Origin of the sequence: Exiguobacterium sp. s7, assembly GCF_018618195.1 — a bacterium.
GTDB classification, from domain to species: Bacteria; Bacillota; Bacilli; order Exiguobacteriales; family Exiguobacteriaceae; genus Exiguobacterium; species Exiguobacterium mexicanum_A.
In genome coordinates, this window is the sequence record NZ_JACSLO010000020.1 from 1 (window position 1) to 25,762 (window position 25,762).

Here is a 25,762-nt window from a genome sequence, read left to right on the forward strand (position 1 = left end):
AAAGTAGTTGGGGGTCTCCCCCTGTGAGGATAGGACGTTGCCAGGCCAACGCGAAGGACGATCAAGCATCCGCTTGGTCGTTCTTTTTTCATGAAAGTGTTGACAAATGGGATATATAATGCTAATATAATAATTGTCTAGTGGCGATAGCGAAGTGGTCACACCCGTTCCCATGCCGAACACGGAAGTTAAGTACTTCAGCGCCGAAAGTAGTTGGGGGTCTCCCCCTGTGAGGATAGGACGTTGCTAGGCCAACGCGAAGGACGATCAAGCAGATGCTTGGTCGTCCTTTTTTGTCGTTTCCTTTGAAACTTTTCATCTAATCTTCTCGTATGAAGAGACAGAAGAGGGGGAGTCAGGTATGCAAATCCGTGAAGCGACAGTCTCAGACTACAAGGCGTTCACTGAGGTTTCACGAGCGAGTTTTAAACAAGAGGCAGATCGTCTCCGATTACCATATCGGGACTTAAATATTGAACCGCCGGGTTATGATGACGAGGCGATGAGCTTGTATTTGATTGAACAATTGATGTGCTATGTCATCGAACATGAAGGACAAGTCGTCGGGGGAGCCGTCGTGACGTTGACAGGGAAAGATTACGGACGGATTGACCGCATCTTTATTCATCCATACAGACAAGGTAAAGGGATTGGAAAACGGGTACTACGGGCAATCGAGAAGCTTCATCCGACTGTACGAATTTGGGAGTTGGAGACATCAGCAGCCCAACCCAACAATGTGGCGTTTTATCAGGCAGTCGGTTACCAATCCGTCTTCGAATCAAGCGAAGAGGTCTGTTTCGTCAAACGGGTAAAGCAACCCGTAGATGAAGCAATCACATTGCGATATGAAGAGCGCTCGATCAAAGGTGCCCAAGCGTATGGAATGGATGCGAGTCAAATCGCCATCACGAATAGTAACGTCTCAGAACTACGGGCCAGCAATTGTAATTTCACGAGGAGCCAATTCCGCAATATTAACTTCAGAGAAACCGAGTTCGACGACTTGAACCTTTCCGGCTCAAAATATCGATTTGTCACCATGTACGAGTCAGGACGGCCGACGACGTTCTTCCATACAAACCTGACGAACACGATTATGAAAAACTGTCGGCTAGATGGGGTCCAGATCGAGGGTTCATCGATTGACGGCTTAACGATTGATGGGGTACACGTCAAAGACCTGTTAGAACATTATCGAAAAGAAACTGGAGGAATGAAACGTTATGAGTGATCTCTACCAAACCCAACACGACTTACAACAACAGATGGCAGAACGGGACCGACTCGCCCGGAAATTAAAAACACTCGACAAGCAAATTGCCGAACATGAAGCTGTACGAAAGCAACTTCTCAATTCGTTTACGAAAGAACAGCGCGATGTCTATGACTTGGATTCATTCTCGCTCGTCAACGCATGGCGTAAACTAAGGGGAACATTCAACGAACAAAAAACGATTGAATTAGAAGAGGCGGCCCGGGCCGAATTGAAGTTACGAGAACACGAGGCAATGGTCGATGAGTTAGGGCTTGAACGTCGTGATTTATATGAAACCTTTGAGACGTATAACGGGATTGACGCAGAGTGGGAAGCGTTCGTAAAAGAGAAAGAAGCCCACTTGAAGCAGGATCCTGAAGTTAAGGAAACACTATATCGGCTCACGAAGCAGCAAGTGGAAACGAATGAGGTGCTCATTGAGTATAAAGAAGCCATTAGTGCTGGACATACAGCGCGGACTGCCATTTCAAGAACACTGAAACATCTCGACAGTGCAAAAGGTTGGTCGACGTATGATACGTTCTTTGGAGGGGGCTTGATTGCGACAGCGATGAAACATGATGCCATCGATGCCTCGGAGCGGAAGATGCATGAACTTCAAGCCGCACTTGAGCGATTCTCGCGGGAGTTGGCTGATGTGAAAGGCGTCGTCAGCGGATTACAGATTGAACGCGGATCACTGATCCAGTTCGCTGACTATTTCCTCGACGATATTTTCTCGGAATGGACGATGCATGGACGAATCAACGATTCACTGGATAAAGTGAACGGGCTCGATCGTGAAATCGCTAAACTGATCGAGAAAATGACAAGAGAAGTCGAACGTTTGGAGCGACAACTCGAAGAAATAGAAGCGAAACGAAAACAGCTCATCCTTACGCGGTGAGCTGTTTGGTCATTCTGGTCGTTTCAACCAATGGCGCAACCCTTTCCCGGCATGGGGACCTGCCGTGTAACGCGGGATGACATGCAAGTGCGCGTGAGGCACGGTCTGGTTTGAAGCGGTCCCGACGTTCCAACCAAGCGTATAGCCGTCAGGCCCATACGTCTCTTCGAGGAACACCTTCGCTTCGTGGAGCAGTGTGTATGTATCATGCCATTCGAAAGGCGTGAGATCGAACGTCGTCGCTCGGTGTTGTTTCGGTACGATGACGCCTGAACCGACGAGCACGTCCTGTTCACGATCATGCATTAAAAAGTAGCAGGTCTCGTTCTCGGCAACGATTCGTTGTGATGGATCAAGCTGTGGATGACAAAATGGACAAGTGGACATTGGATTGGTACACTTCCTTTCTATATGAAGTGTACCAAAAGGGGGATTCAAATGAATGATTTGATCGATTATATCGTCGACGAAGTCGGGCAAGAAAGACATACGGTCATCGGGATTTCGGGACACGGAGGTGCCGGCAAGACGACGTTCGCTGATGCTTTACGTGCGCGTCTCGGGGACGTGAACTATATCAATACCGACCCTTACATCACGGATTCGATGTTACGGAAGAGTGCCATGCTCGACTATACGGTCGACGGTCAAACGCATCACTACAAGATGACGGCCTGTCATCCTTCCGCGCATCACTTGCTGTCACTCGAGCGTGATGTCCGGATGGTACGGGAAGGCATCGGCTTTTATACGATCGACGTCCCGTATCTCGAACGGACGTGGATCGATCCAGCAAAACGAATCACTATTATTGAAGGGATGAGTGTCGCCTTCCTCGAACCTCACTATTTCGATGTATCGGTCTATTTGTATACGGATAGCGACACTGAGTTCGCCCGTCGTTCTGTCCGGGACATCCAAGAGCGTGGGATGGACCTGGGCTACTTGAAAGCCTCGCACGAAGAGCGCCGACTCCAATATGAGCTGTTTATGCATCCGCAGCGTGAAAAGTTCCAGACGGTCGTCTCGACAAGCGATAATGTTTGGGCGATTGAGCGGAGCCCACAAAAAAACCGCTCATCATGAGCGGTGGCTGCGTAACGTTTCTTGGATCCCGAGCCCGAGCCGATCTTGTTCGCGCTCGAGTTGGTCCCACGTGAGCGAGCGATGGCGCAACGTGACGTCGTTCGCAATCGACTCGAGTGTGCGCTGCTTCTCGATGTTGTCGAGCCAGTAATAGACGTCGACCCCATCCTCATCGATACGCCAGAACGATTTGACGACTTCGAACTCGTCGGCCCAGTCGCCGACCGGCTTAAACCCATACTTCTCGACGAATGGATACGGCCGTTCTTCTCCGAGCGGGTCGATGACGTTGCGGACGAACATGAGCTCGAGGCCTGCATGTTCGGTCGCCTCTAACAAGCGTTTCAAAGCGGGGAGCGGTTCGACTTCGACATTCTCGACAACATCGAACCAAACCCGTTTGCCGTCCGTGTCCCAGACGGTCGCTTCCACACTATACGGAGCGCCCGCTGTCGACGGGGCATACATCGTTAAATCAAACGTGAACGGGATATGCTCTTCAGCACCTGGTTCGAGGACGACCGATAGAGGGATTGGGACTTCTTGAAGATCGGCCTCGCGGTTGAACTCATTCCCTTCGAGCGTGATGTCTTTGAAAGTCGTCAAAAAGTTAAGCGTCAACTCCTGCAGTCGCACGACATGTGAAGTGGTGTTCGACACGCGTAACGTTCCATGGACGGTTTCGTTCGGGAGAAACGGTACGGTGTGAAAATAGACGGATGCATCCAGTTCGGAAAAGAACCATTTTTTAAAGCGATTACCCCATTTCGACATGACGGTCGCGCCCCTTTTCTCTAGTAAGTTACACTCCTTATCATGTTCCCGATTCCAATTCTCAAAAAACATTTAGAAAAAGGTTGCATTTTATAACTACTTCACTTATTATAGAGGATGTCGAAACAATTCAAACCATCGCGGGGTGGAGCAGTCTGGTAGCTCGTCGGGCTCATAACCCGAAGGTCGTCGGTTCAAATCCGGCCCCCGCAACCAATTTTTATTTAATTTCATATGTCGTCGCGGGGTGGAGCAGTCTGGTAGCTCGTCGGGCTCATAACCCGAAGGTCGTTGGTTCAAATCCAGCCCCCGCAACCAATTTTTTAAATGAGATAGCGAAACGATGACGTTTCGTGTTTTTTTTTGCGCAAAATTGAGTGTACAATGAGTACGTATCGCTAGAACTACTAAAGGAGAAACATCATGTATACATTGATTACCCACTCCGCGGCCGAGACGCAAGCGGTGGCAGAAAAACTCGCCACGCTCGTCAAAGCCGGGACGGTCATAACGTTGGACGGCGACCTTGGTGCCGGTAAGACGACGTTCACCCAAGGCTTTGGTAAAGGTCTCGGTGTCACGCGTAACGTCAACAGCCCGACGTTCACCATCATGAAACAATACCAAGGGCGCTTGCCGCTCTATCATATGGACGTCTATCGTCTCGAAGACACGGGGGACGATATTGGCCTCGAGGAATATATTAACGGTGATGGTGTCGCCATCGTCGAATGGTCGAACTTGATCGAGTCGTCACTTCCGACGGAACGGCTCGCCATCACAATCGAGCGAGTCGGGGACGAGGAACGTCAACTGACGTTCGCGCCCGTCGGCGACACGTACGATGCACTCGTGAAGGAGGTGCTCGCATGAAACAACTCATGATTGACACGTCGACGACACGTCTGTCTGTCGCCTTGAGTGAGCACGGACAGATTCAAGCCGAGGCGACGGTCATGGTCTCGAAAAATCATGCCGTCACGCTCATGCCGATGATCGAACAATTGATGAATGCGGTCAAATGGACACCGACCGAACTCGAACGCATCGTCGTGACGACAGGTCCTGGATCTTATACGGGGATTCGCATCGGTGTCACGACAGCGAAGACGCTCGCCTACACGCTTCAAATCCCGCTCGTCGGGGTCTCGGCGCTCCGTCTTATGGCGGCGGCCCCGAATACGGAGCTCCCAATCGTCTCGCTTATCGATGCCCGTCGTGGCAATGCCTATATCGGGCATTATCAACAGAACGAGGCCGTCACACCCGACCGTCACGCCTCGGTCGCCGCTTGGCTTGAAGCAAATATCAGTGGACCGTTCGTCGTCGTCGGCGACGTGGAGCCGTTCCGTGACGCACTCGCGTCTTACGACTATACCGAAGTACCGGCCGCGCATAGTTACGGCCGGGCGAGCGATCTCGTCGCCTTAGGTGAAGTCACGAATGATGTCCATGCGTTTGAACCCGAGTATCTTCGTCTCGCTGAGGCGGAAGCGAAATGGCTCGAGGGACAAAACAATGGCTGACATTAAAATCCGGCGCATGACATGGCTCGACGTCGAAGAAGTGACCAAAGTCGAGGAAGCCTCGTTCGCTATTCCGTGGACGAAAGAAGCGTTCATGAACGAGATGCTCCGCAATGACCAAGCGATCTATTTCGTCGCTGTGCATGAACGACACGTGGTCGGCTTCGTCGGGGTTTGGCAAATTGTAGACGAGGGGCACATCACGAACATCGCCGTCTTACCGGAATATCGCGGGCAAGGCATCGGCAATCTGCTGTTGACGCAACTCGTTGAATTCGCCCGCTCGAAGTCACTCGCGGCGCTCACGCTCGAAGTGCGCGTCTCGAACATCGGCGCCCAAAAGCTGTACGAACAGTTCGGTTTCGAAAATGCCGGACGCCGGAAACGATATTATCAAGACAATAATGAAGACGCCTATATTTACTGGGCGAAGTTAGGAAGTGAAACAGATGGACACATCGCTCATCCTCGCGATTGAGTCGAGCTGTGATGAGACGTCGGTCGCGCTCGTGCGTGACGGCAAGACGCTTTTATCGAACGTCGTCTCGTCGCAGATTGAAAGTCATAAACGGTTTGGCGGGGTTGTGCCCGAGGTCGCCTCGCGCCACCACGTCGAACGGATCACCTACGTCATCGATGACGCCCTCAGTGAAGCGGGTGTGACGATGCAAGACGTCGACGCCGTCGCGGTCACGCAAGGACCGGGTCTTGTCGGGGCACTCCTCGTCGGAATCAGTGCGGCCAAAGCGCTCGCTTTCGCCCATAGCAAACCGCTCATCGGCGTGCATCACATCGCCGGACACATCTATGCGAACGAACTCGTCGAGGAGATGGAGTTCCCGCTCGTCTGTCTCGTCGTATCGGGCGGCCACACGGAGCTCGTCTATATGCCCGAGCACGGTGTGTTCGAAGTCATTGGGGAGACACGTGACGATGCGGCCGGAGAAGCATATGACAAAGTCGCACGGACGCTCAGTCTTCCTTACCCAGGTGGACCTGCTATCGACCGTCTCGCGGCCGATGGAGAAGACACGTACAAGTTCCCGCGGGTTCGGCTTGAAGCGGGAAGTTTCGATTTCAGCTTCAGCGGGCTCAAGTCGTCGGTCATCAACGCCGTCCACAACGCCGAACAGCGCGGGGAGACGGTCATCCCTGAAAACTTGGCGGCCAGTTTCCAAGCGAGTGTCGTCGAAGTGCTCGTCGAGAAAGCGATTCGTGCCGTGAAAGAAAAAGGAGCGAAGCAATTGCTCGTCGCAGGTGGCGTCGCAGCCAACCGTGGACTCCGCGCTGCGCTCAAAGAAGCGACGGACCGCGAAGGCATCCGCCTCGTCATCCCACCACTTGATCTATGCGGAGACAACGCCGGTATGATTGGAGTCGCGGCACATCACGCGTATGTGCGCGGAAAGCGCGATACACTGGCGATGAATGCGGTTCCTGGGTTATCCTTAGAAGAGAGCATGACAGTCTAGGGGGAAATATACAGATGATGAAACGCATAATCATTGGAGGTCTCGTCGTACTGCTCGTCGTCGCGACGTTTTTGCAAGTACGGGAGATCATCCGCGCTTATAATATCGCCTATCAAGAAGAGATCGTGCCGGAAGCGACACGCGTCCGGTCGCTCACAGGAGCGGAATCGCTCGAAGGCATCGGCCGGGTTACGGGTGAGAACACGCTCGTCGAGACGTTGTACGGCTATAAGAGCTTAGACGATCAAGACATCGAAAGCGTCATCGTCGTCGACCGCAACCTCGGCGTTCAACCGAAAGCGAGCGATGCGTATTATCAAATCGCACCGGGACGAGAAGCGACCGAAGAAGAGGCGGCGAAGTTCGAGGACATTGTCAACGAGTTTGACGAAGAGCAACTGTTCGCCCAAGTCATCTCGACGCATGAGGCAAAATATGTGACGAACGACGAAGAGGCGCTCACATTCTACAAAGTGTTCGTCCGTGACGTCGATACGAACGAGTACGTGTTCTTCATCACGGAAGACGGCATCAAGCTCGACTTCCACACGCGCGGTTTCCAACCGCTGCGTTATTTCTAAACGTAAAACAGGGAAGCTGACCTCCACAATGGAGAGCGGCTTCCCTGTTTTTATACTTCTGGATGATGTTTCTTTTGTTTATACCACATATTCACTCGGCTCACGACATAGACGATCAAGGCGAGCACCCACATGAGGAGCGTCGACTGATAGAAGTGGCCCCATACCGAGCCGGGCGTGTAAAAGCTGTGCACGGTCACATCGACCGGCCAGACGACGAGGCGGATAAAGAGCGTGCTCATGAGCAGACCGCTCAACAAGCTGATGACAATCCCGCTCCACGTCTGGATGATGAAGCCGATGACGACCGGCAGGAAATAAAACAGGAACGACGGGACGACGGTCGGTTCCCCACGAATCAGTTCGGATACGTACTCCGTCCCGGTCGGCACGATGTAGGCGAGACCAGTCAGGAAGGCGTGCATCCACTCGATTCGCATCGCACGGGATCGCATCATGAATGGAGCTCCTCCCATTCTGCATACAGTGCCGTGATCGATTCTTTCGTCGCATCGGACTCGGTCGACAGTTCCTGTGCCCGGGCGAAGTCGTTGAAGACGTCCGGTTCACACAACAGTTGCTCGATCTCTTCGAGACGGGCCTCGTGTTGCTCGATGGTGAGCTCAATCTCCTCGATCCGTTGTTTCATCCGGCGTTCCTCGCGTTGCTGCTCCTTGTCGGCGCGCTGTTTCTTGACGATGACTTGTTTCGTCTCTTCGCGGGCGAGTCGGGCCAGTTCTTCAAGTTCTTCTTTCTTCTCGACGTAATACGAGTAATCGCCGAGGTATTCATCGATGCCGTTCGGTGTGATCTCTAAGACGCGCGTCGCGAGCCGGTCGATGAAGTAACGGTCGTGCGATACGAACAAGATTGTGCCCGGGTAGTCGACGAGGGCGTTCTCGAGGATCATCTTCGAGTCGAGGTCCAAGTGGTTCGTCGGCTCATCCAAGATGAGCAAGTTCGGTTGCTCGAGCTTCAGTTTCGCGAGCGTCAAGCGGGCCCGCTCTCCACCCGACAGTTCATGGACACGTTTCATGACGTCGTCACCGCTGAACAGGAACTGACCAAGCAGGCTGCGAACTTCTTGTTCGCGCATGAGCGGCCAGTCGTTCCAAATCTCGTCGATGACGCGGTTGGCATCCGACAAGTTCTGTTGTTCCTGGTCGTAGTAGCCGATCTCGACGCCTGTGCCGTAGCGGATGTCACCAGTGAGCGCCGGCTGTTGTTTCGTCAACACTTTCAAGAGCGTCGATTTACCGACCCCGTTCGGACCGACGAGGGCGACCGATTCGCCGCGTTGCAGTTGGAAGCGGAGATGCTGGGCGATCGGCTCCTCATAACCGATGGCGAGGTCGCTGCCGCTCAACACGTCATTCCCGCTTTGGCGTTTGATTGAGAACGAGAGGACGGCACTGCGCTCGTCACCATCCGGCACGTCCATCCGGTCGATCTTCTCAAGACGTTTGCGGACGCTCTGGGCGCGTTTCGTCGTCGTCGCCCGGGCGATGTTGCGTTGGATGAAGTCCTGCATCTTGGCGATTTCTTCTTGTTGGGATTCGAACTGCTTCTTCTCTTGCTCATAGATCGCGGCCTTCTGTTCGAGATACTTCGTATAGTTGCCGACGAAGCGACGGCTCCGGTGGCGTGACAGCTCATAGACGACCGAGACGACCCGGTCGAGGAAATAGCGGTCGTGGGAGACGATGAGGACAGCGCCTTTATAACCGCTCAAATACTTCTCGAGCCAACCGAGCGTCTCGATGTCCAAGTGGTTCGTCGGCTCATCCAAGATGAGCAGGTCTGGACTTTGAAGGAGCATCTTCGCCAGGGCGAGGCGGGTCCGTTGTCCACCGGAAAGCGTATCGATGCGGCGCTCGAAGTCGTCCGGATAGAAGCGCATCCCGTGAAGGACGGAGCGGATCGTCGCCTCGTATTGATAGCCGCCGCGGTCTTTGAACGTATGCTGTTCTTCATCGTAAGACGACAGCAGGCGCTCATAGGCGGCCGGGTCGTTCAAGATGCGCTCAGATCCCATGTCTTGTTCCATGCGGCGGAGCGTTTTTTCCTGTTCAATTAAGTCGGTGAAGACGGTAAGCATCTCGTTCCAAATCGTCTCGTTCGATTCAAGTCCTGAATCTTGGGCGAGATAGCCGATCGTCACGTCTTTCGGTTTCATGATATCGCCCGAGTCATAGTTGTATTCCCCGGCGATGACTTTGAGCAGTGTCGACTTGCCGGCGCCGTTCCGGCCGACGAGGGCGACGCGTTCGCCTTCTTGGATTTCGAGTTTGACGTTCTCTAAAATCGGCTCAACGCCGAATGATTTCGATAAGTTATTGACTTGCAGTAGGATCAAGTGAAAAAACCCCTTTCTCTCTATTTAGTATACTGTATTTTTTAGTCTTTTCAGGTATATTCGTTGAGTGGTTATGTGAATTCGTTTACAATCAAGGTGTATGAAATTAGATTCGTTTGAAACGCGTCGTAAAAAGGAGGCTCTTTCCGTTGAGTCAAAACGAACCAAAGATTCCGCAAGCGACAGCCAAACGGTTGCCACTATACTATCGGTTTATCCAAAGCCTGCATTCATCAGGAAAACAGCGTGTCTCTTCTGCTGAACTGAGTGAGGCGGTCAAGGTCGATTCGGCCACGATCCGTCGCGATTTCTCGTATTTCGGTGCGCTCGGTAAAAAGGGATATGGCTATAACGTACAGTATCTGTTAGACTTTTTCCGTAAGACACTGAATCAGGACGAGATTACGAACGTCGCCTTGGTCGGGGTTGGTCATCTCGGGACAGCTTTCGTCAACTATAACTTCCTTAAAAACAATAACACACATATCGTCGTCGGGTTCGACGCAGACGAGACAAAAGTCGGCACGACGATGTCCGGTGTCCCGATTCATCACGTCGATGAGATGGAACAGATTATGAAGCAAAACAAGATTGACGTCGCGATTTTGACGGTGCCGTCTGCCTATGCACAGCCTGTCGCGGATGACTTGGTCCGCTTCGGCATCAAAGGCATCTTGAACTTTACACCGGCCAGGCTTACTGTGCCGGATACGGTCCGCGTCCATCATATCGACTTGTCGATCGAACTCCAGTCGCTCATTTACTTTATGCAACACTATCCATCTGCTGAGGGGGTCCATCAATAATGGAATTACTATTATCGTCACTCGTCGTCGGTATTCCAGGCGGAGCAAGTCTGTTTGTCATCGCGATTATCGCGCTCATCATCTTCGGGCCGAAGAAATTGCCTGAGTTCGGCCGTGCCGCCGGACAGACGCTCCGTGAGTTCAAAAATGCCACGAGTGGCATGATGAACGAGCATGACGAGAAAGACAAGAAAGAAATTGAGAAGAAAGAGCAGTAAGCGATGAGCCATCAACCTGATCAAGAACGGGCACTGTCCGACCACTTGACAGAGCTGCGGAGACGACTGATGCTGTCGGCATTTGTCGTCTTTGCCTTCTTTTTGATTGCTTTGCCGAGTGTCAAATATGTGCTCGCCTATCTCCAGGCCGACCTCGTCGAACGAGGCCTTGAATTGAACGCCTTTGGGGTCGCGGACCCGCTCATGATTTACTTGAACTTGGCGCTCGTCATCGGGCTCGTCGCGGCTGGTCCGTTTCTACTGTATCAACTGTGGGCGTTTGTCGCACCTGGTCTGCATCCGAACGAGCGGAAAGCGACGCTCGCCTATATTCCGATCATCTTTATCTTGTTCCTCGTCGGTTTGGCGTTTGCCTACTATTGGTTGTTCCCGCTCGTCCTCGATATCTCGACGGACCTCGGGCAAGACCTTGGTCTGACGCAAATCATCGGGGCGTCGAACTACTTCACGTTCTTGCTGCAACTGACCATCCCATTCGGACTGTTATTCCAGTTACCGGTCGTGACGATGTTCTTGACGCGCATCGGTGTCGTGACGCCGTACTTCCTGTCATCGATCCGGAAGTACGCCTACTTCGCCTTGTTCGTTGTCGCGGCCTTTATCACGCCGCCGGATTTGACGTCGCACCTCATGGTGTCACTGCCGCTCTTCTTCTTGTATGAGATCAGTTTATCGATTTCACGCATCACGTACCGGGGTGTGCTCCGACGTGAGAAAGAGGCGATGGTGAAAGAACAAGTCGATTTGATGAAACAAATGAATGAGAAGTGAACACCATGTCATGCGACGTGGTGTTTTTTTGATTTTAGGGCTATTCAATTTTGAAAAAACAACTTAAAATTAGGAGGGTTAAATCAAAAAAATGGATTATTTTTGAAAGTTATGCATTCATAAACAGAAATGAGGAGAGTAATGAAGAAGTGGTTATGGAGCATGCTCGTGGTGCTCGTCATGATGGTAGCACCGGGAGTAGAAGTCCGAGCAGAGGATTATGCCAAACCGGAAATCATTCCGGCAGGAGAAGTCGTAGGAGATAGTGGATATGTGTGGCGTTCGGGAGATCCGGAGACGCTTATTCACATTCAGACCGGTGAGGAATATACGTTACCGATTCGTGTGTCTGCTGCTTACAATATGTATGCCATCGGAGACGGCCGATTTATGTTAAAAGGGTGGCCGGATTGGGTGATGTGGGATATACGTACGAATGTGGCGACGACATTCCCGATCGAAGCAGGAAGTGAGAATCGACTCGTCTCAACGAATGTAACAACAGGAATGATGTTATGGGCTGATGACGAAAAGTATATCATCACGTCGACGTCAGGTGATATTCTCGGATCGCTCACGAAAGGCAGCGATCCGGTATACAGTCTGCTCGATGATGGGAACGTCCTCGCGTTCGCCGACGGTCAAGTGACGAAGCGGACGGTGACAGGAGAAGTGCTTGAGACAATCAGTTCCTATTCAGGACAGGTGAGGTGGGCCCGTCACATGAAAGAAGCGAATCAATGGTTCGTGATCAAAAGTGATGACTCGGAGCACATGTTTATTTTCGATTTGGCGACGAAACGATGGATTGAGAAAGATGCGCCAAACATAAGTAATCTTACGTGGAAAGACGGCACCTACTACTTCATGACGCGAGAAATGTATACGACATTCTATGTCAGTTATAACGTCAGCACGAATGAGTGGAAAGAGGCACCGATTGATGACGCTGACATTCGACAACACGGTCCGTGGTACGTTTTTGGTATGAAGAAGACGGAAGTGTACACGCCGGAGTCTTTATGGAAAGCGCCATGGCAACTGAATGTCAATGTGCCGAAAACGACGAATCGCTATGAGGTAGGTCGTCCATATGACGTCAACGGAACGGCCACGCTCGTTGATGGTACGGCCTTACCGATTCCAGCGACTGAGCTGACGGCACGTTTAGCCTATCAAGACGACCCGTTCGTTTGGGAGCAAGGGAAACTGACGTTACAGACGAATGAGTCGTATGACATGATTTTTAAGTGGAACGATTTTGAGCGCCGGTTAGACTTATGGGCATCGAACTATGTGCCACTCACACTCGACCCGCCAACCGGTGTCTTAGGTCCGATTAGCGGGAAGACGACACCGAACACGCCGGTGTTTGTCAGTGTGACGAAAAACTTGTATCAATCGAACTCATCGGATTCATTGTTGAACTATCAATCGGCGACGATCCGATCGGATGAGTCGGGACGCTATACGTGGCAACCGGCGCGGTGGTTCACACCTGGATCGCGTGTGACTGTGAAAATCGGTAGTGGGTCAGGTGTTTACGCCGATCCGATTGAACTTCAGACGGTCAAAGAAAGTGACGATACTTCATCAAATGGTATCTCGGTTCTGACGAAAACGGTCACTTCAGGTGTCACATTGAAAACGACGCCGAACGCCGCAGTGGATGTGTTGATTCGCAGTGGGAAATACTACGAAATTTCGAATGAGCAGGCAGATGAAGACGGACTCATTTCGATTAAAGAGTTTAATACGATGCCTGTAGACATCGGAACAAAAGTCTACTTCAAGTTAAAAGAGGCACCCGCTTCAGCGTTCCGGCTCACGACCGTGGAGACAAGAGTGGAACCGCCTGTCTTTTCGTGGACTCGGACACCGTTAATGTATGACAAATCCATCAACATCACATCGAGTACCGATCAGGCCTATCGCATCTATCGAAACGGGACGCATGTGGCGACAACACGCGTCATGCCGTACACGTTCGAGACGCCATTAAAAGAAGGGGAAGTCATTCTCGTCACTCGTTCGAGCGGCGATGCGACGTACGAACTCACGAAGACCGTTCGTGCGTTCACTCCGACGCTCAGTGTGACGGACACGTTGATGACAAAGACACAAGCGACACTCTCAATCAAAAAGACGAGCACGGCGACAGTGCGCTTCTATGTAAATGACAAACTCGTCTCGGCCAAACGCCTATCGACGACACGTTACACCGTCCCCGCCAAACCGGGGGATCGTGTTCGCGTCAAAGCATCGGTCGGCTCGAAATCGCGTGACGTCTCGATTCAGTTGCCGAAAACGTCGCTGTCGACGCTCTCGATTAATGATGAGAAGTCACTCTGGGTCGGGTACGTGATCCCGAATAGCACGGTCACGTTGAAAAAAGGGTCGACGGTGCTCGCCACAGCAAAAGCGAGCAGCACCGGACGTGTGACGCTCCGCTTCACGCGGCAACCGGTCAATGCGACGCTCTCGTTGACGAGCCAAAGCGGGACGTTCCGACATGTGCAGACGGTGAAGGTGACGACTGGACCGACACCGACGCTCGTGACGACGATTCCATCAAGCACATCGAAGACACTGAAGGTGACATCGAACGTCGGGTACGGCACATTGACGCTCACGCGGGGGTCGACGGTGCTCGCGAAGAAGACGGTGACGTCGACGTCGACAACGCTCAGTTTCACCCCACAAAAGAAAGGAACGAAATTGACACTCCGTCTCGTGACGCCAAAAGGCCGAAGCGTGACGAAGACGATTTATGTTCGTTAACTGAGAAGCCATTCGCGATGATGCGGATGGCTTTTTTTAGAGATGGGGAACAGGGGGAGGACGTGATACGATGGAGCCAATCGAACATAGGTCAGGGGGAGAAGCGATGGCTTGGGAGTACTATGGGGATGAACTCATCATCATCGGCGTGTTGACGACAATTTTGTTGATTGCCGTGCTAAACTTTTTGAAATCGCGATTCAAGCGGAGACTCGTCTTCTCGTTAACGTTGCTTCTCGTGGGATACGTATCGTGTATCATCGGACTCGTCTTCGTCCGCGGTTGGGACGCGCTGGGCTGGATTTTGATTGGCTTCAGTCTGTATGTGATCGGTCTCCTCACCTATATCGGCGTCGTTATCTATCACTGGGTCAAAGGACGACGCACCACAAACTCATAAGTGAACCGTTCCGGTTGCGGGACGGTTTTTTTGTTGTCACACATGGAGTTCAAACTTTAGACATAATTACGTGAAAAAGTGAGCAAAGGGATTGTCAAACCTTCTTGTGAAATAGTACACTAAGTTCAGAAAGTAAATGTGATATTTATCACAAACACTAACTTGCCTAACACTCAAAGGAGAGACAACCATATGAAAATCGCAGTCATCGGATGTACACACGCAGGAACAGCAGCAGTCAAAGGATTACTCGCCAAGCACGACAATCTCGACATCACGGTGTATGAGCGCAACGACAACGTCAGCTTCCTCTCGTGTGGGATCGCCCTCCACGTCGGTGGTGTCGTCAAACGTGCGGAAGAGCTCTTCTACGCGTCACCGACCGAACTCGAAGAACTCGGCGCGACGATGCGCATGAAGCACGACGTGTTGAACATCGACACGGAAGCGAAGACGGTCCTTGCGAAAAACCTCGACACGGGAGAAGACGTCTATGACACGTTCGACCGTTTGATCGTCACAACTGGTTCATGGCCGATCGTCCCGACGCTCCCTGGCATCGAGATGACTGGGATTGAGCTCTGCAAAAACTATGGCCACGCCCAACGCATCATCGAGCGGGCGAAAGATGCGACGAACATCGCCGTCATCGGTGCCGGCTATATCGGTGTCGAGCTCGTCGAAGCGTTCGAAGTGTACGGTAAACACGTCACGTTCATCGATAGTGCCGACCGCATCTTGAACAAATATCTCGACAAATCGTTCACGGACCAACTCGAGGCAGACATGACGTCACGCGGCATCGACCTCGAGCTCGGCCAGACGGTCGAAGCGTTCCGAGGGACAGATGGAAACGTCACACACGTCGTGACCGATAAAGGTGAGTTTGAGGCCGACCTCGTCATCCTCTGTGTCGGCTTCCGCCCGAACACGGGACTCCTTCAAGGCCAAGTCGACATGCTCGGCAACGGCGCCATCATCGTCGACGAGTATATGCGCACGAGCAACCCGGACGTCTTCGCGGCTGGTGACAGCTGTGCCGTCTATTACAACCCGGCGCGCACACATGCCTACATCCCGCTCGCGACGAACGCCGTCCGCATGGGAACGCTCGTCGCTGAGAACTTGATTGCACCGCGTGTCCGTTATCAAGGGACGCAAGGAACGTCAGGTCTTCGCCTGTATGATTGGAATATCGCCTCGTCAGGTCTCACAGAAGAAGCGGCCGCCTTGTTCGGCCTCGACGTCGAGAGTGTCGTGATTGAAGATGCGTACCGTCCGGAGTTCATGCCGACGGCTGAACCGGTTCAGTTCAAACTCGTCTATGAAGTCGGCACGCATCGCGTCGTCGGTGGACAAGTCCTCTCAAAAGCGGACATGACGCAAGCGGTCAACACGTTGTCGCTCGCCATCCAAAACGAGATGACGGTCGAAGAGCTCGCCTATGTCGACTTCTTCTTCCAACCGCACTACAACAAGCCATGGCACTTCATCAACAGCGGGGCGCTCGCGGCGATGAAAGACAAAGTCAACGCATAAAAAAACTCGGGAGCCGCGGCTTCCGAGGTTTTTATAGATAGCGTGGAGCGTCCTTCATCGAGTTGGCGAGGATCATATAGATGAGAAAGTTCCCCGGTACGATCAGGAAGAGCAGACGAACGCCGAGCGGGGACAAGTCAAAGTATTCAGCGATGCCGCCGCAGACACCGAAGAGTGAGCGGTTCGTGGCAGATTTGCGAAGCGGACGGGACATAAGTGTAGCTCCTATCTCAGTTGTGATATGAAAATTTTACCATATAAACCTACTGGAAATGTATAGGTTCCACAGGTTTTTTTTCGTCTGAAGCCGGGGAAGGGGTAAGAGAAAGCTGATGTGTCACCTGGTCCTGTCAAAGGAGGAGCCAATATGGCCAAGAAGGAAAAACAACCGTACCATATCGTCACGTTCACGTTTCCAGAGGAGTCGATCTCGTATCAAGCATTCAGCAAGTTGAAGAAGTACCACGCCGAAGGACTCGTCGGGTTCGAACAACTCGTCGTCATCAAGCGTGAAGATAACGGGGCCTTCTCGTTCGAGGACGCCGTCCAACTGACGCCGACGAACAAGTCGACGAAAGGTGCCTTGATCGGGATGGCCGTCGGGATTCTCGGCGGACCGTTCGGGATTCTATTCGGCACGCTCACGGGAGGACTCATCGGAGGAACGAAAGATTTGAAACACGTCCAGAGCATTCAAGAGACGTTCAAGCGGACGGTCGGAAATATCGAGCCTGGACAGACCGGGGTGATGGCGATTGGGGAAGAGTTCGATCACTCGGTGCTCGATGGACTGGCGGCTGAACTTGGCGGCACGGTGACACGGACGGACGAAGAACTGTGAAGGGGAGTCGAACTATATGAAGATTGGTATTTTAGGGGCCGGAAAAGTCGGGCGGACGCTCGGACGCAAATTCGAGGACGTCGGCTATGACGTGTTGTACGGGACACGGTCAGAACGGGAAGGGACGATGTCGCTCCAAGAAGTGGCATCGAATGCGCAAATCTTGTTATTGACGACACCGTTCGCGGCGGCCGTCGATTTGATTCAATCGCTTCGGGACTTGGACGATAAGATCGTCATCGACGTGACGAATCCAATCGCCAAAGAGTTTGACGCGATCGAGCGACCGGAAGGGAAATCAGGGGCCGAGCATCTGCAGGAACTCGCACCGCACGTCCGCATCGTCAAGGCGTTCAACCAGACCGGCGTCGAGAACTTGGAGAATCCGAACATGTCGATGATGTTCATCGCCGGAGACGAGCAAGAATCGGTCCGGGCCGTCCAAGACCTTGCCTCGAAAATCGGCTTCGACGCCCATACGCTCCGTCACTTGAAGCTGGCGCGAGAGCTCGAGTCGCTCGCGTGGCTATGGATTCATTACGCGACGAAAGAACGGAAGCATCGGAACTTCGCGTTCTACTTGAAAGAGAATAGCTTCTAACAGAAAAGACGGTCACGCGTTGGCGTGACCGTCTGGTCGTTAAAAGGCAGCTTGACGCTCAGAGCGAGTCTTCAACGACTCGATTGTCTCGCGTTCGATGGCTTCGACTTCGCGCTGTTGCCAGCCTGGCATGAGGAACGCGTCGACGAGCGCCCAAATTCCAACGATGATAAACCCGAATACACCAATCAATACAACCGTAAGGGCGATTGATAGGATTGTTGTAGCAAGCATCGCGATAGCCGTCCCGGTCTTCTTGAAGTAGAAGCGGTGTGCGCCGAAACCGCCGAGGAAGAACCAAAGCAAGTACGCGACGACGAGATTGCGTTTCTTTTTCTCGACTTCGCTGTTGACGAGGAGCATTTCCTCTGTCGTTGAACTACCTCCGCCTACGCTTCGTTTGGAGGTGGAGGATTCCTGAGTCATCCAGTCTAACGACCGGAACCTGATCAGGCTAGCCCCGTCGTCCCGACGGTTGAAGAGGCTAAGATTCGTTCAGCCTCTCGTTTCAAGTTCAGTCCTGCGTTCACATCGCGGTCGTGGTGGGTCCCGCAACCCGGGCATGTCCACTCGCGCAGACCGAGATGCTTCACGTCCTTGTGTCGATGGCCGCAACTCGAACAGAGCTGGCTCGAGGCGAACTTCTTCCCGACCTTCACGACGGTCTTGCCGTACCAGTCCGCCTTGTACTCGAGCATGCGGAAGAACGCCGACCAACTGACATCGGAGATGGCCTTGCTGAGCTTGCGGTCCTGTTGCATATCCTTCACCTGCAGGGTCTCGATGCCAATGACGTCGTGGTTTTTGACGATCTCGATCGACAGCTTGTGCAGGAAGTCGGTGCGCTTGTTGGCAATCTTCTCATGGATGCGGGCGACCTTGCGCTTCTGCTTCTGATAGTTCTTCGCCTCGGACAGCTTGATGTTCTTGTTCAGGGCGATGAGCTGACGACGGGACAGCTTGCGCTGCTCGCGCGCCAGTCTCTTCTCGAGCGAATGGAAGTAGCGGTCGTTTTGGTACACCGTGCCGTCGGACAGGACGGCGAAATGCTTCAGTCCGACGTCGACGCCGACGGTTGAGCCGGTCTTTGGCAGTTCGTCGATCTCCTGCTCGACGCAGAGGGAGACGAAGTATTTGCCCGTCGCGTTCCGTCGGATCGTCGCGCTAAGGATGCGACCCTCGACAACCCTTGAGTTGGCGAACCGGACCCACTTCAACTTCGGCAGCTTGAGCCGGTCGCCGACAATCGATACCTCAGGAAGTTGGGACTTGCCTTGGATGTTCGCCGTGTAGGATTGGACAGGGTTCCGCTTCGACTTGAACCGTGGTCGTTCGTTCTGTTTCTTGAAGAAGTGTTCATATGCCTCGGCCAGATGTTTGACGCTATTTTGCACGGAAGTGCTATCGACTTCCTTTAACCAATCAAGCTCTTGCTTGAGTACAGGTATTTCTTTTGAACAGGAGCCGTAGGACAGTCCTTTTCCTGTCGCCTTGTAGGTTTCTTCCCACTTCGCCAAGAAGTGGTTGAAGACGAAGCGTGAACAACCGATTGTCTTGGCAATCAAAAATTCCTGCTCCGTTGTCGGATATATCCGGAATCTATACGCTTTATGCTTCAACATGGTGTTCACCTCCTCTAGGTATTTATACCCAAAAAAGAGGTTGGCGATTCATCTCCCACGTTCACTACGGCTTCGCCCGCCACGTTTAGAAGTGGGAGTATTCTCGTCTGATTTTGATAAATCGGTACGTGAATAATTCATGATGTGATGTGCCTTCTTTCCAAAAATTGATATAATGAATGCAGTCTTTATTGTACCGGGAAACGGATGAATTCCCATGATTTTCTATTATTTATTTTTGGAAGCGAGGAACAACCGAATGGGTTTTGCGATTGTGACGTTCATCGTCGCGTTTATTCACGTGATCGCCGGAGCGGTCGTCTTACATAAGTATCCGCAATATAAATCGATCGCCATCAGTGTGATCGTGCTCGGTTTCGTATATGGTCTACTGACGGTGGGGTTCATCGTCCTATGAATAAAATCTTGAAACCTCGAGTGACCTATACAAATCAAGATGCATTGAAACTCGGGATGTTCATTATGCTCGGGCTCACCATCATGGATGTCTTAAGTGGTAACGTGCCAGATATGACGCTGGCGCTGGCTGCGACTCTGTTTTATGCTTGGCGCCGTGACATCGCGGCGGCACTTGGTGAGGAAGCATCTCGTGCCATCGGACGCAAATCAAGTGAACTGACATTACGAGCTGTCGTCGTTGCCTTGATGATTGGACTTTTCGTCTCGTTCTTCATGGATACGTTGACCTACTCGCTTGAAGCCCTCATGTATTACGGATTGGCGTTTGTGTTCGGATTAAAAGGGATTGGACTCTGGTTCTTTATGCCGGAAACAACGGTCGAGACCGAACTGAATTAATATGAAGAACGATGTGGCACACGCCTCATCGTTTTTTCTTATGGTTGATGTCAGACGAAAACGTGAATAGGACAAAGAGTGTTGTTATTGTCTGCATTGGATTGGAAGGAGTTTTGTTATGTGTACAGCAATCACGTACGCTCCGCACGCTCACTACTTCGGCAGAAACTTAAACCTGAACGTGTCCTATCACGAGCAAGTGACGATTACGCCCCGACACTATCCATTCAACTTTAGACGGATGGGCGAGAACGTTAACCATTACGCGATGATCGGGATGGCGACCGTCGTGGAAGACTACCCGCTCTATTACGAGGCGACGAATGAGAAGGGGCTGAGCATGGCAGGGCTGAACTTCCCGGGGAATGCCGTGTTCAAGCCGGAAGTCGACGGACGAGACAACGTCTCCCCGTTCGAGTTCATCCCGTGGATCCTCGGCCAGTGCGCGACCATCGAGGAAGTGAAAGAGCGACTGGCGAAAATTCATCTGATCAATCTCAATTTCAGCGACGCGCTCCCGCTTCACCCGCTACACTGGATGATCGCCGACAAGGATACTTCGATTGTTGTCGAGCCGATGACGGACGGGTTGCGCATGTACGACAATCCAGTCGGCGTCTTGACGAACAATCCGTCGTTCGAGTATCAGCTGTTCAATCTGAATGATTATCGGCACGTCTCGACGAAACTGCCGGCCAATACGTTCGCGCCGACATTGAACCTCGATGCCTATTGTCTCGGATTAGGCGGGCAGGGCTTGCCGGGTGATTTATCGTCGACATCACGATTCGTCCGGGCAACATTCGCTACATTTAACTCGGTCTGCGAACCGACCGAGGCGTCCGCGGTCGGTCAATTTTTCAAACTGTTGGATACGGTGATGCAAACGCGGGGCTTGAACGAGGCGGCGGACGGGACGTACGAGTACACCATCTATTCCTCATGCTGCAATGTCGACGACGGTATCTATTATTACCGGACGTATGACAACAACCAGATCACGGCCGTGTCGCTGTTCCATGAACCGTTAGACAGCGAGCGATTGATCACGTATCGGCTACAATATGAGCAACAGATTCATTACGAGAATTGAGAACAGCCCTCTTCGCGCGAAGGGGGCTGTGTGTTACAGTGTGTCGTTATAGAGAGGGGCCTCATCGTCCGTGCTGATGACTTTCAAATGACGTTCGTCTTTCACATAGACGCTCTTATAAGCGACGCGTTCACCTTCATAGAACAAGATGACGCGGTTGCCGTCGTTATCCGTCTCGACTTTCGGTTCATACTGTGCGATCTCAATCGTCTCGTCGAGCACGCCATACTCTTCGTATGTAGACAAGTCGTCTTCGTTTGAGCAGGCGACGAGAAACAGGGAAGCGACTATCGCGAGAATTGCTTTCTTCATCATACCTCTCCTTATTTGATAGTTAGCCTATCAAATATAACGCAGATTGATTTCTTTTTCAAAAAAGAGCCAGGATGAGTCAGAGCGGATGTTCATGTGCCGATGACTAAAACGACACGTCCTTCTTCTAACGCAAGTGACTTGATGTTGCCGACTTTCACTTTTTGGAGCGGGCCGATCGCACTCAAGTCGAGCGTCAGTGTTCGAGCATCGTAAGTGATATAAGGCGAGTGGTTTAAAAACTTGTCGTTGAAGATTTCTTTATCCGTAGGCTCGACCTTCACGACAGTGAACACAATTTTTCGCCCGTGAATCTCTTTTGGCACCAATGTCAGTTTCATCCGAACATCTTTCGAGAAGAAAGCGACCCCGACTTTCTTTGACCCTACTAAAATCAATTGTCCGTTTGTGATCTCAACGGTCACATCCGACAGCTCGGGGATTTTTGGACTTATGAACGATTGAAGTTTGGACGCCTCGAGTGGGACTGTGACCGCTACGTTATTCATCATCTTCTTAAACATACAACCAGCTCCCTTTACCATTTTTATACTACTATAAATGATTAATACCTTTATTTTACAATCTTGAATCCTTGGTTTGGGAGAAAGTGATCCATAAGAAAAGACCAAGCTGCGCGCTTGGTCTTTTCGTTATGCCGATTTATCGTTGTTCTCTTTTTTCGCTTTCCGGGCGAGCGTTAAAATCTGATACACCTTGAAGAAGTCATACGCGGCTACGGCGATGATGAAGTACGTCCAGAAGCTGAAGCCGTACTCTTGTACCGAGTAGTAGGCGAGGACGGTGAACAGAATCCCGAATGAGAGACTGAACAAAAACATAACTTTTAAGTGTCGCGGCATCAATGCCACCTCATTTCTACATTAAGAATAATACGACCATGACGAGCGCGTTGTTGAACGCGTGAATCGCGATCGGCACGATCAAGCGACGCGTCTTGGCGTAAGCGACCGTGAAGGCGAAGCTCATCGCCACGTAAACGAGAATCTTGTTGTCACCGTGGATGAGCGCGAACAAGAGCGAGCTGACCGCGAACGCGATCCAGAACCCGAAGCGGGCGCTCAAGTTGCCGAACAAGATATGACGGAACAGAATCTCTTCCATAATCGGTCCGAGCAAGACGACCGAGAGCGTCATGACCGGGACGAGACGGACGATATCCGCGATTTGCTCGGTGTTCTGGGAGCCCATGACGTCACCTGAAATCCACGTCTCAATCAAGTTGGCGACGATGACGAGCCCGTACTGCATGAGGATCCCAAGCCCGATCCATTTGACCGTGTCGTTCAAGTTCGACTGGATCCCTTGCTGTTTATACAGCTTCAAGTCGGGCCAAAGCAAGAAGACCGAGATGATGATCGTCAAGCTGAACCCGATGGCGAACCAGAGCCCGGTCGACGTTGGCGTGATCCATTCCGGACGCACACCGCTAATCAATACCGGAAAGAATTGAACAAACGCGTATAGCAGAATCGGGATGATATGCCGAATCCGAATGTTAGGCGCCATCGAAAAACGGGTATTTATCGATTGGTTTGAGTTTAGTGTAGCCAATTCAACACGTCCTTATTCCTAAGAGTCAACGTTCCTTTTAACCATTGTAGCAAATAAGGTCTCTTGACCGCGAGTGGGAGCATTTTTTCGATGTTCCCGCTTGCATTTTCAGGCGTCTCATACTACACTAATCAATGTTAGCACTCCTTTTTGATGAGTGCTAAAACTTACGATTCAACGATACATCATTCATATTCGGAGGAGGTTTTTTCTATGTTAAAACCACTAGGCGATCGCGTCATCATCGAAGTCGTGGAGAAAGAAGAAAAGACGATTGGAGGCATCGTGCTTCCTGACACGGCGAAAGAGAAGCCGCAACAAGGACGCGTCCTCGCAGTCGGGACTGGCCGCGTCACGGACCAAGGTGAGCGGATCGCGCTCGACGTCAAAGAAAATGATTTGGTCATCTACTCGAAGTACGCGGGTACCGAAGTGAAGCATGAAGGCAAAGAATACTTAATCGTTCGAGAGAGCGACATTCTCGCAATCGTAGGCTAAGACTCACCATTCTTCAAAAACTTTTCTAGGGGGAAATGAACAATGGCAAAAGAAATCAAATTCTCAGAAGACGCACGTCACGCGATGCTTCGCGGTGTCGACGCACTCGCTGACGCGGTAAAAGTCACAATCGGACCGAAAGGACGCAACGTCGTCCTCGAGAAGAAGTTCGGCTCACCGCTCATCACGAATGACGGCGTGACGATCGCGAAAGAAATCGAACTCGAAGACCACTTCGAAAACATGGGCGCGAAGCTCGTTGCCGAAGTCGCCTCGAAGACGAACGAAGTCGCAGGGGACGGTACAACGACAGCGACAGTCCTCGCTCAAGCGATGATTCGTGAAGGTTTGAAAAACGTGACAGCGGGCGCGAACCCGATGATCCTTCGTAAAGGGATCGACAAAGCAGTTCGTCGTTCACTCGAAGAGCTCAAGCTCATCTCGAAACCGATCGAGTCGAAAGAAGCGATCGCCCAAGTTGCGGCCATCTCGGCAGCGGACGAAGAAGTCGGCGAGTTGATCGCTGAAGCGATGGAACGCGTCGGCAACGACGGCGTCATCACGATTGAAGAGTCACGCGGCTTCACGACAGAACTCGACGTCGTCGAAGGCATGCAGTTCGACCGTGGTTACTTGTCACCATACATGATCTCAGACTCAGACAAGATGGAAGCGGTGCTCGACAACCCGTTCATCTTGATCACCGATAAGAAAATCTCGAACATCCAAGAGATCATCCCAGTGCTCGAGCAAGTCGTACAACAAGGGAAACCAATCCTTATCGTCGCTGAAGACATCGAAGGCGATGCGCTCGCGACACTCGTCTTGAACAAGCTCCGTGGTACGTTCAACGCGGTCGCGGTCAAGGCACCAGGGTTCGGCGATCGTCGTAAAGCGATGCTCGAAGATCTCGCGACGCTCACAGGCGGCCAAGTCATCACCGAAGACCTCGGCCTCGAGCTCAAGTCGGCATCACTCCAACAGCTCGGACGCGCATCGAAAGTCGTCGTCACGAAAGACACGACAACGATCGTCGAAGGTGCTGGAGACGAAGCCACGATCAAAGCACGCGTTCAAACGATTCGCAACCAAATCGAAGAGACATCGTCTGACTTCGACCGTGAGAAACTCCAAGAGCGTCTCGCGAAACTCGCTGGCGGCGTAGCCGTCGTAAAAGTTGGCGCAGCGACAGAGACGGAACTTAAAGAGCGTAAGCTCCGCATCGAAGACGCGCTCAACGCGACACGCGCAGCCGTCGAAGAAGGGATCGTCGCAGGTGGTGGTACGGCGTTCATCAACGTCATCCCAGCGGTTCGTGCGTTGCTTGCAGAAGTGACAGCGGATGAAGCGACAGGTGTCAAACTTGTCCTCCGTGCTCTCGAAGCACCGGTCCGTCAAATCGCGGAAAACGCTGGTGAAGAAGGTTCGGTCATCGTCGAGAAGCTCAAGAACGAATCGGTCGGCATCGGCTACAACGCCGCGACTGGCGAGTACGTCGACATGATCGCACACGGTATCGTCGATCCGGCGAAAGTGACGCGTTCAGCACTTCAAAACGCAGCGTCAGTCTCAGCCATGTTCCTCACGACAGAAGCGGTCATCGCAGACAAGCCAGAACCAGCAGGCGCTGGCGGCGGCATGCCTGACATGGGCGGCATGGGTGGAATGGGCGGCATGATGTAAGTCCATTCTTCAAAATTAAAAGGGAGAAACTCGAGTTATAGAGTTTCTCCCTTTTAATATGATTCTCAATCTAATATTGATGCTACAAGATGACTCCTATTGGACTATAATTAGTAGGCTCATCACCATAACTCGTGGTTGCTATTTTAACGACCAAGCTCGAAGCGTAATCTCAAAAAGAAACGTTCGAGGTTTCGGTAGCCATAACCACGGCGTTTGATA

General features: G+C 52.0%; 32 protein-coding genes, 2 tRNA genes and 1 rRNA gene. 24 read left to right on the forward strand and 11 right to left on the reverse strand.

Translation table 11 applies throughout. The features are described from left to right. Window positions 1–136: 136 nt before the first annotated feature. The 3 genes from rrf to KNP79_RS14800 all read left to right on the forward strand — a co-directional run bounded on the left by rrf (window position 137) and on the right by KNP79_RS14800 (window position 2,165). Window positions 137–252: ribosomal RNA gene (rrf, locus tag KNP79_RS14790) — 5S ribosomal RNA — on the forward strand. Window positions 253–361: 109 nt separating this feature from the next. Then, complete coding sequence (locus tag KNP79_RS14795; protein WP_215192889.1) at window positions 362–1,234, forward strand: GNAT family N-acetyltransferase; 873 nt, start codon at window positions 362–364, stop codon at window positions 1,232–1,234. Further along, complete coding sequence (locus KNP79_RS14800; RefSeq protein ID WP_128124353.1) at window positions 1,227–2,165, forward strand: coiled-coil domain-containing protein; 939 nt, start codon at window positions 1,227–1,229, stop codon at window positions 2,163–2,165. Before KNP79_RS14795 ends, KNP79_RS14800 begins: the two co-directional genes overlap by 8 nt. Before the next feature lie 9 nt (window positions 2,166–2,174). Here KNP79_RS14800 and KNP79_RS14805 read toward each other — a convergent pair whose 3' ends face one another. Beyond that, window positions 2,175–2,552, reverse strand: coding sequence for an HIT family protein (locus tag KNP79_RS14805; protein ID WP_214788870.1), 378 nt, complete (start codon window positions 2,550–2,552; stop codon window positions 2,175–2,177). A gap of 51 nt (window positions 2,553–2,603) precedes the next feature. Between KNP79_RS14805 and KNP79_RS14810 the strand changes: the two genes are divergently transcribed. Next, window positions 2,604–3,251: a uridine kinase family protein gene (locus KNP79_RS14810; protein ID WP_215192890.1), complete on the forward strand. Its 648-nt coding sequence runs from the start codon at window positions 2,604–2,606 to the stop codon at window positions 3,249–3,251. Here KNP79_RS14810 and KNP79_RS14815 read toward each other — a convergent pair. Next, on the reverse strand, window positions 3,246–4,025 hold the full coding sequence (locus tag KNP79_RS14815) for a sporulation protein (protein ID WP_034781398.1): 780 nt from the start codon (window positions 4,023–4,025) through the stop codon (window positions 3,246–3,248). The two genes, KNP79_RS14810 and KNP79_RS14815, sit on opposite strands and share 6 nt — an antisense overlap. 139 nt (window positions 4,026–4,164) lie before the next feature. Here KNP79_RS14815 and KNP79_RS14820 point away from each other — a divergent pair. The 7 genes from KNP79_RS14820 to KNP79_RS14850 all read left to right on the forward strand — a co-directional run bounded on the left by KNP79_RS14820 (window position 4,165) and on the right by KNP79_RS14850 (window position 7,604). Then, window positions 4,165–4,241, forward strand: a tRNA-Met gene (locus KNP79_RS14820). 25 nt (window positions 4,242–4,266) lie between these two features. Beyond that, window positions 4,267–4,343: transfer RNA gene (locus KNP79_RS14825), tRNA-Met, on the forward strand. Window positions 4,344–4,448: 105 nt separating this feature from the next. Then, window positions 4,449–4,898 carry a tRNA (adenosine(37)-N6)-threonylcarbamoyltransferase complex ATPase subunit type 1 TsaE gene (gene tsaE / locus KNP79_RS14830; protein WP_034781401.1) on the forward strand — a complete coding sequence of 150 codons (450 nt, stop codon included), beginning with the start codon at window positions 4,449–4,451 and terminating at the stop codon, window positions 4,896–4,898. After that, window positions 4,895–5,551, forward strand: coding sequence for a tRNA (adenosine(37)-N6)-threonylcarbamoyltransferase complex dimerization subunit type 1 TsaB (gene tsaB / locus KNP79_RS14835; protein WP_215192891.1), 657 nt, complete (start codon window positions 4,895–4,897; stop codon window positions 5,549–5,551). Before tsaE ends, tsaB begins: the two co-directional genes overlap by 4 nt. After that, on the forward strand, window positions 5,544–6,029 hold the full coding sequence (gene rimI, locus KNP79_RS14840; RefSeq protein ID WP_215192892.1) for a ribosomal protein S18-alanine N-acetyltransferase: 486 nt from the start codon (window positions 5,544–5,546) through the stop codon (window positions 6,027–6,029). Before tsaB ends, rimI begins: the two co-directional genes overlap by 8 nt. Beyond that, a complete protein-coding gene (gene tsaD, locus KNP79_RS14845; RefSeq protein WP_034781406.1) occupies window positions 6,001–7,023 on the forward strand; it encodes a tRNA (adenosine(37)-N6)-threonylcarbamoyltransferase complex transferase subunit TsaD in 1,023 nt (340 codons plus the stop codon). The genes rimI and tsaD overlap by 29 nt, the downstream gene beginning before the upstream one ends. A 14-nt stretch (window positions 7,024–7,037) precedes the next feature. Next, window positions 7,038–7,604 carry a hypothetical protein gene (locus KNP79_RS14850; RefSeq protein ID WP_034781407.1) on the forward strand — a complete coding sequence of 189 codons (567 nt, stop codon included), beginning with the start codon at window positions 7,038–7,040 and terminating at the stop codon, window positions 7,602–7,604. Between the two features lie 50 nt (window positions 7,605–7,654). Here KNP79_RS14850 and KNP79_RS14855 read toward each other — a convergent pair whose 3' ends face one another. Next, complete coding sequence (locus KNP79_RS14855; RefSeq protein WP_233005413.1) at window positions 7,655–8,062, reverse strand: hypothetical protein; 408 nt, start codon at window positions 8,060–8,062, stop codon at window positions 7,655–7,657. Then, complete coding sequence (locus tag KNP79_RS14860) at window positions 8,059–9,960, reverse strand: ABC-F family ATP-binding cassette domain-containing protein (RefSeq protein WP_215192893.1); 1,902 nt, start codon at window positions 9,958–9,960, stop codon at window positions 8,059–8,061. Before KNP79_RS14860 ends, KNP79_RS14855 begins: the two co-directional genes overlap by 4 nt. Before the next feature lie 149 nt (window positions 9,961–10,109). On the opposite strand from KNP79_RS14860, the gene KNP79_RS14865 reads away from it, so the two are divergent. The 6 genes from KNP79_RS14865 to KNP79_RS14890 all read left to right on the forward strand — a co-directional run bounded on the left by KNP79_RS14865 (window position 10,110) and on the right by KNP79_RS14890 (window position 16,496). Then, entirely contained in the window at window positions 10,110–10,766 is a 657-nt protein-coding gene (locus tag KNP79_RS14865; RefSeq protein WP_029596207.1) for a redox-sensing transcriptional repressor Rex, read from the forward strand. After that, window positions 10,766–10,984 carry a twin-arginine translocase TatA/TatE family subunit gene (locus KNP79_RS14870; RefSeq protein WP_034781411.1) on the forward strand — a complete coding sequence of 73 codons (219 nt, stop codon included), beginning with the start codon at window positions 10,766–10,768 and terminating at the stop codon, window positions 10,982–10,984. Before KNP79_RS14865 ends, KNP79_RS14870 begins: the two co-directional genes overlap by 1 nt. A gap of 3 nt (window positions 10,985–10,987) precedes the next feature. Then, the gene (tatC, locus tag KNP79_RS14875) at window positions 10,988–11,776 is read left to right on the forward strand and encodes a twin-arginine translocase subunit TatC (RefSeq protein WP_215192894.1); all 789 of its coding nucleotides are present in this window, start codon (window positions 10,988–10,990) and stop codon (window positions 11,774–11,776) included. Window positions 11,777–11,917: 141 nt separating this feature from the next. Continuing rightward, window positions 11,918–14,557 (forward strand): hypothetical protein, encoded by a 2,640-nt coding sequence (locus KNP79_RS14880; RefSeq protein ID WP_215192895.1) that lies wholly within the window; start codon window positions 11,918–11,920, stop codon window positions 14,555–14,557. A 106-nt stretch (window positions 14,558–14,663) separates the two neighbouring features. Continuing rightward, window positions 14,664–14,957: a YesK family protein gene (locus tag KNP79_RS14885; protein WP_215192896.1), complete on the forward strand. Its 294-nt coding sequence runs from the start codon at window positions 14,664–14,666 to the stop codon at window positions 14,955–14,957. Between the two features lie 192 nt (window positions 14,958–15,149). After that, a complete protein-coding gene (locus KNP79_RS14890; protein WP_215192897.1) occupies window positions 15,150–16,496 on the forward strand; it encodes an FAD-dependent oxidoreductase in 1,347 nt (448 codons plus the stop codon). Window positions 16,497–16,527: 31 nt separating this feature from the next. Here KNP79_RS14890 and KNP79_RS14895 read toward each other — a convergent pair whose 3' ends face one another. Then, window positions 16,528–16,710: a PspC domain-containing protein gene (locus KNP79_RS14895; RefSeq protein WP_214824369.1), complete on the reverse strand. Its 183-nt coding sequence runs from the start codon at window positions 16,708–16,710 to the stop codon at window positions 16,528–16,530. A gap of 153 nt (window positions 16,711–16,863) precedes the next feature. On the opposite strand from KNP79_RS14895, the gene KNP79_RS14900 reads away from it, so the two are divergent. Both KNP79_RS14900 and KNP79_RS14905 read left to right on the forward strand, forming a co-directional pair. Next, window positions 16,864–17,337 carry a hypothetical protein gene (locus KNP79_RS14900; RefSeq protein WP_034781420.1) on the forward strand — a complete coding sequence of 158 codons (474 nt, stop codon included), beginning with the start codon at window positions 16,864–16,866 and terminating at the stop codon, window positions 17,335–17,337. A 16-nt stretch (window positions 17,338–17,353) separates the two neighbouring features. Then, complete coding sequence (locus KNP79_RS14905) at window positions 17,354–17,938, forward strand: NADPH-dependent F420 reductase (protein ID WP_021065376.1); 585 nt, start codon at window positions 17,354–17,356, stop codon at window positions 17,936–17,938. Between the two features lie 39 nt (window positions 17,939–17,977). Here the strand turns inward: KNP79_RS14905 and KNP79_RS14910 are convergent, their stop codons facing one another. Continuing rightward, the gene (locus tag KNP79_RS14910; RefSeq protein ID WP_251132995.1) at window positions 17,978–18,301 is read right to left on the reverse strand and encodes a TM2 domain-containing protein; all 324 of its coding nucleotides are present in this window, start codon (window positions 18,299–18,301) and stop codon (window positions 17,978–17,980) included. Window positions 18,302–18,387: 86 nt separating this feature from the next. Beyond that, window positions 18,388–19,560, reverse strand: a complete 1,173-nt coding sequence (gene tnpB, locus KNP79_RS14915; RefSeq protein ID WP_215192899.1) for an IS200/IS605 family element RNA-guided endonuclease TnpB — start codon at window positions 19,558–19,560, stop codon at window positions 18,388–18,390. Between the two features lie 259 nt (window positions 19,561–19,819). Here tnpB and KNP79_RS14920 point away from each other — a divergent pair, with 259 nt between their 5' ends. The 3 genes from KNP79_RS14920 to bsh all read left to right on the forward strand — a co-directional run bounded on the left by KNP79_RS14920 (window position 19,820) and on the right by bsh (window position 21,472). Next, a complete protein-coding gene (locus KNP79_RS14920; protein ID WP_021065374.1) occupies window positions 19,820–19,978 on the forward strand; it encodes a hypothetical protein in 159 nt (52 codons plus the stop codon). Window positions 19,979–19,986: 8 nt separating this feature from the next. After that, a complete protein-coding gene (locus KNP79_RS14925; protein ID WP_215192900.1) occupies window positions 19,987–20,379 on the forward strand; it encodes a hypothetical protein in 393 nt (130 codons plus the stop codon). A 118-nt stretch (window positions 20,380–20,497) separates the two neighbouring features. After that, entirely contained in the window at window positions 20,498–21,472 is a 975-nt protein-coding gene (gene bsh / locus KNP79_RS14930) for a choloylglycine hydrolase (protein WP_215192901.1), read from the forward strand. 33 nt (window positions 21,473–21,505) lie between these two features. On the opposite strand, the gene KNP79_RS14935 is transcribed toward bsh, so the two are convergent. From KNP79_RS14935 to KNP79_RS14950, 4 genes are all read right to left on the reverse strand, one after another. After that, complete coding sequence (locus tag KNP79_RS14935) at window positions 21,506–21,784, reverse strand: hypothetical protein (RefSeq protein ID WP_215192902.1); 279 nt, start codon at window positions 21,782–21,784, stop codon at window positions 21,506–21,508. Between the two features lie 92 nt (window positions 21,785–21,876). Further along, window positions 21,877–22,308 (reverse strand): hypothetical protein, encoded by a 432-nt coding sequence (locus tag KNP79_RS14940; RefSeq protein ID WP_215192903.1) that lies wholly within the window; start codon window positions 22,306–22,308, stop codon window positions 21,877–21,879. A 129-nt stretch (window positions 22,309–22,437) separates the two neighbouring features. Further along, window positions 22,438–22,647 (reverse strand): YdiK family protein, encoded by a 210-nt coding sequence (locus KNP79_RS14945; RefSeq protein ID WP_131472784.1) that lies wholly within the window; start codon window positions 22,645–22,647, stop codon window positions 22,438–22,440. A 16-nt stretch (window positions 22,648–22,663) separates the two neighbouring features. After that, window positions 22,664–23,314 (reverse strand): CPBP family intramembrane glutamic endopeptidase, encoded by a 651-nt coding sequence (locus KNP79_RS14950; RefSeq protein ID WP_214824531.1) that lies wholly within the window; start codon window positions 23,312–23,314, stop codon window positions 22,664–22,666. A 258-nt stretch (window positions 23,315–23,572) separates the two neighbouring features. Here KNP79_RS14950 and groES point away from each other — a divergent pair, with 258 nt between their 5' ends. Together groES and groL are read left to right on the forward strand one after the other, a co-directional pair. Beyond that, window positions 23,573–23,857 (forward strand): co-chaperone GroES, encoded by a 285-nt coding sequence (gene groES, locus KNP79_RS14955; RefSeq protein ID WP_021065365.1) that lies wholly within the window; start codon window positions 23,573–23,575, stop codon window positions 23,855–23,857. A gap of 42 nt (window positions 23,858–23,899) precedes the next feature. Then, window positions 23,900–25,540, forward strand: coding sequence for a chaperonin GroEL (groL, locus tag KNP79_RS14960; protein WP_021065364.1), 1,641 nt, complete (start codon window positions 23,900–23,902; stop codon window positions 25,538–25,540). Window positions 25,541–25,762 lie beyond the last annotated feature (222 nt).